A 323-nucleotide genomic window follows, 5' to 3' on the forward strand; every position below is an offset into this window, starting at 1 on the left:
GATACGGACATGAAGTATCTGCTTCTCTATCTGGAAGAAACCTACGGGCTTACCAATGAGAAGAAGATTGATAACGCCATCGAGATTGTGGCGAATGAAAACAAGTACCATCCCATCCGGGACTATCTCAATACCCTTGTGTGGGACGGGACAGAGCGAATCCGTTTCTGCCTGCGGCACTTTCTGGGGGCTGACGCAGACGATTACACCTATGAAGCGTTGAAGCTGTTCTTGCTGGGTGCAATCTCACGAGCCTTTCAGCCGGGGTGCAAATTTGAAATCATGCTCTGTCTGGTAGGCGGTCAGGGGGCTGGCAAGTCCAC

At 51.4% G+C, this 323-nt stretch carries 1 protein-coding gene; it reads left to right on the forward strand.

Features of this window, described 5'->3' with window-relative positions:
• On the forward strand, window positions 1-323 hold a 323-nt coding region (locus tag DXA36_RS33805; protein ID WP_243114795.1), incomplete at both ends, for a virulence-associated E family protein.

The organism is Eisenbergiella sp. OF01-20 (genome assembly GCF_003478085.1).
In the GTDB taxonomy this organism is placed as follows: Bacteria; Bacillota; Clostridia; order Lachnospirales; family Lachnospiraceae; genus Eisenbergiella.